This is a genomic window from Pseudoalteromonas sp. T1lg75 (assembly GCF_002964705.1).
Classification (GTDB): domain Bacteria; phylum Pseudomonadota; class Gammaproteobacteria; order Enterobacterales; family Alteromonadaceae; genus Pseudoalteromonas.
Genome location: NZ_PQCD01000064.1, coordinates 1 through 362 on the forward strand (window position 1 = coordinate 1; position 362 = coordinate 362).

Here is a 362-nt window from a genome sequence, read left to right on the forward strand (position 1 = left end):
AGTTATGGTGATATCGCACGCCAGGTGGGCAATCCCAAGGCGGTGCGCGCAGTGGGTGCGGCCAATGGTCGTAATCCCATCAGCATCATTGTGCCTTGTCATCGGGTAATAGGCGCCAATGGCACCTTGACCGGGTATGCCGGTGGACTGGAGCGTAAGCGCTGGCTGCTGGCCTTAGAGCCAGCAGTCACAGTCTGGGTCTTTAGGCAGTTTAAACTGTTTTTGCCCTAGGGTATGAGCATTATAACTGTGCACTACTCCCGTCTCACCAATCCCAAGAAGACACTGAATAGCCAGCAAGGCCTGCTGCGCCCCAATAATGCCAAGTAAAGGCGCTATCACCCCCTGAGTCGCGCAATTAT

The 362-nt window shown here is 54.7% G+C and carries 2 protein-coding genes; one reads left to right on the forward strand and one right to left on the reverse strand.

Going from position 1 to position 362, the window contains the following annotated elements; translation table 11 throughout:
• Positions 1–231: methylated-DNA--[protein]-cysteine S-methyltransferase (locus tag C2M36_RS16750; RefSeq protein WP_158678978.1), on the forward strand; the 231-nt coding region annotated here is incomplete at its 5' end.
• Here the strand turns inward: C2M36_RS16750 and C2M36_RS17220 are convergent.
• The gene (locus C2M36_RS17220; protein WP_442792672.1) at positions 175–342 is read right to left on the reverse strand and encodes a hypothetical protein; all 168 of its coding nucleotides are present in this window, start codon (positions 340–342) and stop codon (positions 175–177) included. The genes C2M36_RS16750 and C2M36_RS17220 overlap by 57 nt on opposite strands.
• Between the last annotated feature and the right edge of the window lie 20 nt (positions 343–362).